Origin of the sequence: Longimicrobium sp. (genome assembly GCA_036389795.1) — a bacterium.
Taxonomy (GTDB): domain Bacteria; phylum Gemmatimonadota; class Gemmatimonadetes; order Longimicrobiales; family Longimicrobiaceae; genus Longimicrobium.
This window is the reverse complement of record DASVWD010000196.1, coordinates 1-10,251: the sequence shown is the minus strand read 5'-3', so window position 1 is coordinate 10,251 and position 10,251 is coordinate 1. Positions and strand designations below refer to the sequence as shown.

4 protein-coding genes are annotated in these 10,251 nt (G+C 70.5%); 2 read left to right on the top strand and 2 right to left on the bottom strand.

Annotation, left to right across the window (positions count from 1 at the left end; translation table 11 throughout):
- Positions 1–80 precede the first annotated feature (80 nt).
- Complete coding sequence (locus VF746_23780; GenBank protein HEX8695454.1) at positions 81–1,367, bottom strand: RagB/SusD family nutrient uptake outer membrane protein; 1,287 nt, start codon at positions 1,365–1,367, stop codon at positions 81–83.
- Positions 1,368–1,413: 46 nt separating this feature from the next.
- A complete protein-coding gene (locus tag VF746_23775) occupies positions 1,414–4,419 on the bottom strand; it encodes a SusC/RagA family TonB-linked outer membrane protein (GenBank protein HEX8695453.1) in 3,006 nt (1,001 codons plus the stop codon).
- A 1,100-nt stretch (positions 4,420–5,519) separates the two neighbouring features.
- Between VF746_23775 and VF746_23770 the strand changes: the two genes are divergently transcribed.
- The gene (locus VF746_23770) at positions 5,520–8,489 is read left to right on the top strand and encodes a SusC/RagA family TonB-linked outer membrane protein (protein HEX8695452.1); all 2,970 of its coding nucleotides are present in this window, start codon (positions 5,520–5,522) and stop codon (positions 8,487–8,489) included.
- 32 nt (positions 8,490–8,521) lie between these two features.
- Complete coding sequence (locus VF746_23765) at positions 8,522–9,943, top strand: RagB/SusD family nutrient uptake outer membrane protein (protein ID HEX8695451.1); 1,422 nt, start codon at positions 8,522–8,524, stop codon at positions 9,941–9,943.
- Positions 9,944–10,251 lie beyond the last annotated feature (308 nt).

Sequence of the window (10,251 nt, the reverse complement as noted above, 5' to 3'; positions counted from 1 at the left end):
GGACCGCGCAGCCGGGGGCCGGGCGGGGGCGGGGGCCGGCCGGCGGCGCGAGCCGCCGGACGGCCTCGATCTGCTTCAGGCTAGATGTTCGGGTTGTTCAGCCGCTCGATGTTCGGCAGCGGCAGGCAGAGCGCGCTGCCCTGCGGCCCGTACGTCCCGCCCTTGGAGAACGCCGTGCCCGGCGCGGGGGTCAGCGGGAGGTTGTAGCGGATGATGTCGCCCAGGTGGTGGCCCTCCAGGAAGAGCTCCCGCCGGCGCTCCTCGATCACCTGGGCCTGGATCGCCGCCGGGTCGCTGCTGCTGAAGGCGGGCAGCCCGGCGCGCGTGTGGAACATGTTGATGATGTTCACCGCCGTCGCCCCGCCCTGGGCCTCGGCGATGATCAGCTGCGCCTCGTCCCAGGTGGCCACCGGCAGCGGCGTGGCCAGCCCCGTGTACTTCTCCTGCACCCAGATGCGCGTGCCGTCGGTGGCGGTCTTGCCCGTGTCGGTCACCTTCACCCGCGGGTCGGCCACCCCGCCGAAGGTGAGGCCGCGGTACGCCGGTCCCACCGACACCGCCTGCGACTGGTTGTTCTGCGAGAAGACGCGGTTCTCCCGCCGGGACGCCGTGGTGGACGCCGAGGCGTTCTTCACGTAGTTCGCGCTCACCAGGGCCGCGTCCGCGGCCGCCGCCGCCTTCTCGCCCAGGTCCAGCCGCGCGCGGGCCCGCCCCACCAGCGCCATGTTGGCGAAGTCGGTGTTCCCCGCCGCCTGCGCCGCGGCGATCGCCTCGGTGAAGCGGTCCACCGCCGTCCTCAAGACGTCGGCGCGCTGCACCTCGCCGCCGGGGGTGAGCCCGGCGTCGAGGAGCACCCCCGTGCAGAACGCCTCGCCCAGCAGGAGGTGGCTGTACCCCGAGTACGCGGCCGCCGTGGCGATCAGCACGCCGCGGTTGGCCACCTGCGCGTCGGTCCACCCCTTCAGCTTGCCCAGCACGTTCTCGGCCGCCCAGCGGGCGGTGGACAGCGGGGAGTAGACGCCCAGCGCGGTGCAGTCGAACTCGCCGTAGCGGCGGTCGCTGGGCTGGATCTCGCGCCGGTCGTAGGGCCAGCGGTCCGCCGTCTGGGTCGCGTCGACGAACTCCTCGCCCACCATCCCCCCCAGCACCACGTACGAGCCGAGGGCGCACTCGAAGTCGCCCACGGCCCCGTTCACCAGCAGCGACGCGCTCTCGGGGCCCTCCAGCCCCTCGGCCGGGATCCGGCTGGGCGCCTCGACGTCCAGCAGCGAGTCGCACGCCGCGAAGCAGAGCACCGCCAGCACGGGCAGCGCCGCCCTCGCCCACCCCAACGCCCCGCCGGGGGCGCTCGATCGCATATGCTTCATGGAGCCACCTGTCGGTTTCGGGTTCATCGCTGGTCTCCGGGAGGCGCTAGAACGTCACGTTCACGGTGGTCACGAACTGCTGCAGCTGGGGCGTGACGTTCTGCTCCCAGGTCGCGCCCCCGCTGCCGCGGCTCCCGCCCAGGAACGAGGCCTCGGGGTCCATCCCGCTGTAGCCGGTCCAGGTGTACAGGTTGCGCCCCGCCAGCGTGATCGAGGCGTGGCTCGCCCCGAAGCGCCGCGTCATGGAGGCGGGGAGCGAGTAGGTGGCCGACAGCTCGCGGAAGCGGGTGAAGCTCGCCTCCCGGATGAGGTCGTTGACGAACGCCCCGCCGCGCTGCGTCTGCGCCAGCCACGCCGGCTGGTCCAGGAACTCCTGCGGATAGAAGTTCTCGCGGCAGCGCAGGAAGAGCACGCAGCGCACGCGCAGGTCGCCGTCCAGCTTGTAGTGGCCCCGCTTGAAGTCGAAGAGCGCGTTCAGGCGCAGGTTGCCGAACAGGGTGAGCGCCGGGATGAACGCCCCCTCCAGCGACGGCGTGGGCCGCCCCAGGAACAGCGTGGGGGCCTGCGCGCACGCCACCGTGCCGCCGTTGCCGTCGTCGCAGATCTCCGAGCCGGCGACGAGCTGCCCGTTCGGGTTGAACTGCGCGCCCACGATGCGCCGCTCGAACCAGGAGCCCACCGGGTACCCCTCGCGGTGCTGCAGGAAGGTGCCCGCCGAGACGAACTCGACGCCCTCGACCCCCAGGTCCACGATCTCGTTGTCGTTGGTGGCCAGGCTCAGCGTGAGGTCGAGCACCAGGTTGTTCCGGCTGATCGGCGTGCCGCGCGCCAGCACCTCCACGCCCGAGTTGCGGATCTCGCCCGCGTTGATGAACTGCCGCCCCGTGAAGCCCGTGGAGGGGGCGATGTCGCGCTCCAGGATGGCGTCGGTGGTGCGCTTGCGGTACCAGGTGAACTCCAGCCCCAGCCGGTCGTCGAAGAAGCCGGCGTCGAAGCCCAGCTCGATCTCGCCGCTCCGCTCCGGACCCAGGTCGGGGTTGCCGAGCGACTGCGGGGTCACCGCCGGCTGGTCGCCCGCGCCGGTGACCGGCAGGAAGGTGCGCAGCGCCGCGAAGTTCAGCGGCTGCTGCCCGCTCTCGCCGTACGCCGCGCGCAGCTTGAGGGTGTTGACGAACGGCACGCGCCAGAACGACTCCTCGGAGAGCACCCAGGTGGCCGAGAACTTGGGGTAGCGCACCAGGTCGAAGTTCTCGCCGAAGGCGCTGTTGTCGTCCATGCGCAGCGCCGCCGTCAGGTACACCCGGTCGTCGCGCAGCCCCAGCTGCTCCTGCACGAAGACCCCCACCGTGGTGGTCTCCACGTAGTCCTCGAAGCTGCGCTTGGTCCCCGTGGCGGCCGACACGGTGCGCAGGCCCCGGGCGGGGAAGTCCTCGCCGTAGCCTTCCACGAACTCCGAGTAGCGGCGGTAGTACTGGGCGCCCACCGAGGTGGCCGAGCTCACGCCCGCCAGGGGGCGCAGCTCCGCCGTGGCGCTGTAGTCCACCGTGTTGAAGTACACGTTGCGGCGCACGATGTCCTTGTAGCCGCGGATCTCCCCCGGGGTGAAGAAGAACTGCATCTCCGGGTCGGCGATGCGCTCCACCAGCTCCACGTCGTCCTGCGAGGTGAGGTCGGTGCCCAGCATCAGCCGGTGGGTGAGCCACCCCAGGGGCCGGTGCTGGATCTGCGCGCTCCCGGTGAAGCGGTCGACGTCCTGCCAGTCCTGGTAGGCGTAGCTGTACGCCTCGGGGGTGGCGCTGTGGAAGCCGTTCCTGGGCGTGCCCAGCGTCCCGGGCCGCGAGAAGTAGGTGGTCCAGGCCACGCCGCCGCCGCCCGACTCCAGCGGCAGGTCGGTGTGCCCGTTCACGTACCCGACGCTGGCGGTGATGTCGACCTTCTCGCTGGGGGTGATGGAGACGTTGGCGCGGGCGCTCGCCCGGCGCAGCAGGTTGTTGTCGTAGATCCCCTGGTTGCGCTCGTAGCCGCCGCCCACGAAGTAGCGGATCCCGCCCGAGCCGCCGCTCACGCTCAGGTCGTACTCCTGCAGGTGCCCGCGGCGGAAGATGGTGCCGTTCAGCTCGCGCAGCCGGTCGTAGTCGATGGTCTCGATCTGGTTGGTGAGCGGGTTGACGCCGTAGTTGACGTAGACCCGGCTGTCGGCGTTGGCGAACCAGTTGCTCCCCTGCCGCACGGTGGCGCTGAAGCGCGGCGCCCCCTGCGCGCCCCGCTTGGTGATGATCTGGATCACCCCGTTGGCCGCCTCGGTGCCGTACAGGGTGGCCGCGGCCGGGCCCTTGATGATCTCGACGCTCTCGATGTCGTCGGGGTTGAAGTCGTTCCAGCGCGAGATCACGTTGGAGCCGAAGCCCTGGTTGATGGGCCCCGTGGCCTGGGCGTTGTTGACGCGCACGCCGTCGACGTAGATGAGCGGCTCCTGCGCCAGCGACAGGCTGGAGACGCCGCGCACGCGGATGCGGGCCCCGCTCCCCACCGTCCCCGTGCCGGGGGTGATCACCACCCCGGGCGCGCGGCCGTTGATGAGGTCCTGCACCGAGCGCACGGGGGCCGTGGCCACCACCTCGGCGGCGGCGATCTGCGCCACCGTGGTCCCCAGCGCGCGCTTCTCCGTCTCCCCGGCCGTGCCGGTGACCACCAGCGCGTCGAGCGCCACCGCCGACTGCCGGAGCTCGAAGTCGGCCGCGGCCTCGCCGCCGGCGGCCACCGCCACGGCGCGCTCGGACGCGGCGTAGCCCAGCAGCGTGGCCCGCACCGTGTGCGTCCCCGCCGGGACCCCGGCGAGGGTGTACCGCCCGTCCTGTCCCGTGACGGTGCGACGCTGCGAGCCCGCCACCGACACCTGCGCGCCCGAGAGCGGACGCTGCGTGGTGGCCTCGGTGACCCTGCCCTGGATGGTGCCCGCTCCCTGGGCGGCGCCCGGGGCGGGGGCCAGGCCCAGCGCCGCGGCGACGGCGCATGCGGCCAGCCCCTGCTTGACACGGATGAGATGGCCCATCACTGGTCCTCCTGGCTTGGTGAGCGAGGTGAGCCGCGGGCGCGACCGCGGCCCGCGGTCCGGGATCCGGCGGGTGGACGGCTCCTTTCTCCTGGGGGATGGTGAGGGGGTAAAGGTCCGGCGCTTCTCCGGAAGGGTCGCGAGAAGACAGCAAGGGAGCGAAGGCGCCTGCCCTCACGCCCCGGCGGCCACGCGGGAACGAGGCTGGAAGTGGGGCTGAGTGTACAGGGTAAGGACAGGCTTCCGCAGTGTCAACGACGCGTTCGGGGGCGGCGGACGACCACGGCACCGCTGGCGTCGCGAGTGCCTGGAGACGCTCGCCAGGACCCCGGAAAGCCTCGCAGCCCCGCCAAGCTTCACCGCGGAGCCCCGCCGCCGCGCCCGGCCCCGTCGCGGAGACGTCGGCGTGAATTCCCCTGGCACACAGGCGTAACGTCCACCCTCTCCAGACTTGGGAGAGGGTGGCCGCTCTAAGGCGGCGGGTGAGGGCCTCCCGGGGCGGCGCCGCCGGGCGTCTTCGCGGATACTCAATGCGAAGTTTTTAGCAATTCTCAGCTAAAAAATTAGCAACTCTCGGCTAAAAATTTAGCAATTCTTCGCGTTGCGGAATCTTCGACGCGGGAGTCCCGGACGGCGGCTGCTACCGCTCGCGGACGCAGCTCCCGCCGCCGCCGGAAACACCCGGCGTGGAACACGCAACGATTTGCCGCGCCAGTGCTTGCGAAACGCGGGGGGCGCAGGTGTGAAGACCGGCCCGCGCGGCCCGTCGGGGGAGCCCGGCACCCGGACCCGGAAGACACGGCGCGGAACGGAAGCCGGGCAGAATTCGCTTGCGAAATTTTACGATTCCTTTACATTCCGCCCAATCACCCAACGCGAGAACCCTACCGGGCGGCCGCCCCACGGGCGGCCCGCGTGCTCTGGTTCCACCCGTCCAGCCGGACGAGGCTCCCGACACTCTCCCCGGGGCAGACGTACTCCGCCCCTATCGCGCCACGGACGTTCAGAAGGCGTACCCGAACCCTCCCGCACCGGAAAGGAGGCCCGTACCCCTGCATACCCGAAGTTTGGATTCGGCAACCCGCAACCCACGGAGAAGCATGAGATCACGGTTCACGAAGCTCCTGCTCGCCCTGCTCATGGCGGGGTCGGCAGAGGAGCTGGCCGCCCAGCAGCGGCAGGTGACCGGCACCGTCACCGGCAGCGACCAGGCCCCCATCCCCTCGGCCCAGGTGGTGGTCACCGGGCGCCGCGCCGGCGTCCAGACCGACGCCCAGGGCCGCTTCACCATCCAGGTGCCCGCGGGCGACGTGTCGCTGACCGTCTCGCGCATCGGCTACACCAGCCGCACCGTCACCGTCGGCGCCGGCGAGAGCACGGTGGCCGTGCGCCTGCAGCCCGACGTGCTGAACCTGGAGGCCGTCGTGGTCACCGGCCAGGCCACCACGGTCAAGCGCCAGAACGTGGCCAACGCCGTGTCGGTGGTCACCACCGACCTGCAGCGCGCACCGGCGCAGACCATCGAGAAGGCCCTGCAGGGCAAGATCGCCGGCGCCAACATCAGCACCAACTCCGGCGCCCCCGGCGGCGGCGTGCAGATCTCGCTGCGCGGCGTCAGCTCCATCGGCGGCAGCGCCGACCCGCTCTTCATCATCGACGGCGTGATCGTCAGCAACGTCTCGATCCCCTCGGGCGCCAACGCCGTCAGCCAGGCCTCGCGCGGCGTCAACTCGTCGAGCCAGGACCAGCTGGTCAACCGCATCGCCGACATCAACCCCAACGACATCGAGAGCATCGAGGTGCTCAAGGGGGCGTCGGCGTCGGCGATCTACGGCTCCAAGGCCAGCAACGGCGTGGTCATCATCCGCACCCGGCGCGGCCAGGCCGGCGCCACGCGGGTGAACCTCACCCAGCGCGTGGGCTACTTCGAGCAGGCGCGCACCCTGGGCTCGCGCGTGTGGACCCGCGACGCGGCCGTCGACCACTTCGGGCTCTCCGACGCCGAGGCCGACCTCTACTTCAACGCCGACGGCACCCAGAAGGCCGTCTACGACAACGAGGCGGCCGTCTTCGGCGGGCGCCATCCCGGGCGCGAGACCGTGCTCAGCCTGTCGGGCGGCACCGAGCGCACCCGCTTCTTCGTGTCGGGGACGCTGCTGGACCACGAGGGGCTCGCCGCCAACACCGGCTACGAGAAGGAAGCCTTCCAGCTGAACCTGGACCAGGCGGTCGGCTCGCGCGTGCAGGTGCAGCTGGGCGCCAGCGTGCTGCACTCGGTGGCCGCGCGCGGCCTCACCGGCAACGACAACGCCGGCGTCAGCTACTACGCCGCGCTCTCGTTCACGCCCAGCTTCTTCGACCTGCGGCGCTCGGGCGACGGGACGTTCCCCGACAACACCATCTTCCCCAGCGTGGCCAGCAACCCGGCGCAGACCGCCGCGCTGTCCACCAACGACGAGAACGTGTGGCGCGCCATCACCTCGGCCAACGTCTCGTTCAACGCCGTCGACACCGACCGCCACAACCTGCGCTTCCTGGCCAACGGCGGCGTGGACTACTTCGAGCAGAGGAACGAGCTGTTCTTCCCGGTCGAGCTCTTCTTCGAGGACGACGACGGCTTCCCGGGCACCGCCATCCTGGGGCAGGGGCGCAACACCAACCTGAACCTGGGGCTGAACCTGGTCTACACCTTCACGGCCTCGGACCAGCTCACCGCGCGCACCTCGCTCGGCACCCAGTACGAGGACCGCGACCTGCAGCTCTCCCAGCTGGTGGGGCGCAACACCACCAGCCGCATCCCGGCGCGCGCCGCCAAGACCGAGCCCGACGGCTCGCGCGCGCGCACCCGCGACTTCGGGATGTACATCCAGGAGGAGCTGCTGCTCTTCGACGAGCGCGCCACGCTGACCGGGAGCGTGCGCGCCGACAGGAGCTCCAGCAACGCCGACCAGGGCAAGTACTACTACTACCCGAAGGCCGCGGCCAGCTACCGCTTCGACGACCTCACCTCGTGGGCCGACGAGCTCAAGCTGCGCGTGGCGTACGGCTCGTCGGGGAACCTGCCGTTCTACGGGCAGCGCTTCACCTCGGCGCTGGGCGGCACCAACCTGGAGGGCGTGCTGGGGCTGCGCGTGCAGGGGAGCGTGGGCGACCCCGACCTGCACCCCGAGCGCACCACCGAGCTCGAGGGCGGCTTCGACGCCACCCTCTTCGGCGGCAACGCGCGCTTCGAGTTCACCGGCTACAACAAGCGGGTCACCGACTTCATCATCGCGCCCCCGCTGGCGCCCTCCACCGGCTTCGGCACCTACGCGGTGAACGCCGGCAGCTACGAGGTGCAGGGGCTGGAGATGATGCTGGAGGCCACGCCGATCCGGCGCGACGACTTCTCCTGGCTCACCCGCACCACCTTCGCCACCGACCGGGCCGAGGTGAAGGACCTGGGCGGGCTGGCGCAGTACAACCCCGGCTTCCACTTCGGCTTCGACTACGGCGGCTACCGGATCAAGGAGGGCGAGAGCCCCACCGCGCTCTGGGGCAACGACGTGGACGCCGAGGGCAACAACATCGAGCGCGTCTTCGGCGACGCCATGCCCAAGTTCCGCATGGGCTTCGCCAACGACGTCACCTGGCGCAACCTGACGCTGTCGGGGCTGGTGGACTGGGCGCACGGCGGGCTGGTGGCCAACCTCACCAAGAGCTACTACGACGACGCCGTGAACGGGGCCGACTGGACCGGCTGCAACACCTCCGACACCTGCGCCGGCGCCGAGCGCGCCGAGCGGCAGGGCGGCCACGTCACCCAGTACCTGGAAGACGGCAGCTACGTGAAGCTGCGCGAGGTGTCGCTCTCGTACCAGCTGCCGAACAGCCTGCTGGGCCGCATGGGCAACCGGGTGCGCTCGGCGCGGCTCACGCTGTCGGGGCGCAACCTGCGCACGTGGACCGACTACTCGGGCCTCGACCCCGAGGTCAGCAACTTCGGCAACCGCGCCGTGGGCCGGAACCAGGACGTGACGCCGTTCCCGCCCAGCCGGAGCGTCTGGCTGAGCCTGGACCTCGGCTTCTGAAGACGGGAGCGACCACCGACATGAGGGCACACATGAGAAAGACCCATCTCCCGCTGGCCGGCCTGGTGCTCCTGGCCGCGTGCGGGGACATCACCGTGCCGGACTACCAGAACCCGCCGCTGGACGACCTGCTGACCAACCCCACCGTGAACACGGTGAAGCAGGCGGCCGTGGGCGTGCTGCAGGGGAGCCGGCAGGACAGCGACACCTACGTGCGCTGGGCGGGGATCGTGGGGCGCGAGGGGTACTACCTGGACCCCAACGAGAGCCGCTACGTCCGCCAGCTCTTCGCGGGCGCGCCGCTGGGCACCAACTTCACCGGCAGCTCGTACTGGACCACGCCGTACCGGAACATCCGCACCGCCAACCTCCTGATCCAGGCGGTGGACCAGGTGGCCCTCTCCGACGCCGAGAAGGCGGCGATCAAGGGCTTCGCCAAGACGATCCAGGCGGTGGACTTCATCCAGGTGAACAACACCCGGGAGCTGATCCCGGTGCAGGTGAACACCCCGCTCACCGACATCACCACCCCGCCGCCGATCGTGGCGAACCGGGCCGAGTCGTGGGCGTTCATCAGCTCGCTGCTGGACGAGGGGCTCACGCAGCTGAACGCGGCGGGGAACATCGCCCTGCCGTTCCCCACGCCCAGCGGGCTGAACCAGTTCGGCTTCAACACCACGGGGAAGTTCGCGCAGTTCAACCGGGCGCTCAAGGCGCGCGTGGAGGTGATCCGCGCCACCGAGTTCGGCCAGGCGAACGCCGCCAACTACACGGCGGCGCTCACGGCGCTCTCGCAGAGCTTCATCAGCACCGCCTTCACCATCTCCGACCCGCTGGGCGACCGCACGCCGCTGCACACGGGCGTGTACCAGACGTACAGCGGCGGCTCGGGCGACGTGCCCAACACGCTGTACGACCCCAGCGGGAAGACGGTGGCCGACAGCGCGCTGGTGAGCCTGGCGCAGCTGCGCCCGGGGGGCACCAAGGACGCGCGCCTGGTCTACAAGACCGAGCCGGGGCCGTTCTCGCTGGTGAGCGGCCTGGGGAGCAACCTGCGCTTCACCATCTACAACACCCGGCCGTTCTACGGCTCGGGCGGCCAGTCGTCGCCGATCCCCATGATCCGCAACGAGGAGCTGATCCTGCTGCGCGCCGAGGCCCGCTGGTTCACCGGCGACAAGCCGGGGGCGATGGCGGACCTGAACTTCATCCGGCAGAACTCGGGCGGCCTGGCGCCGATCGCCCAGCCGGCCACCGACGCCGCCTTCCGCGAGGCGCTCCTGTACGAGCGCACCTACTCGCTGCTCTTCGAGGGCGGGCACCGCTGGGTGGACTACCGCCGCTTCGGCAAGCTGGCGGACCTGAAGGTGCGGGCGACCATCCGCACCGGCGGCGCGGCGAGCAACGTGGCCACCTGGCTGCCGCTGCCGTCGAACGAGACGCTGCCGCGCTGACGGCGGCCTGAGGCTCGGGCGGGACGAGGAGGGGCCGCGCGGGCTTTCCGCGCGGCCCCCTCTTCATTTGTTCGTGAGTCTCGGAAAAAGCCTCACACGGAGTCAACGGAGGAAACGGAGTCTACAGAAAACTCTCGCAGTTCTCCGTTAACTCCGTTGACTCCGTGTGATACCAGATTGCCGAGCATTGTTCTGGTTCCGAACAGATTGGAATCACACAGAGGACACAGAGAACACGGAGGAACTGAAGACGCGATTGAAGTTTCTCTGTGTCCTCTGTGTCCTCTGTGTCCTCTGTGTGATGCTCT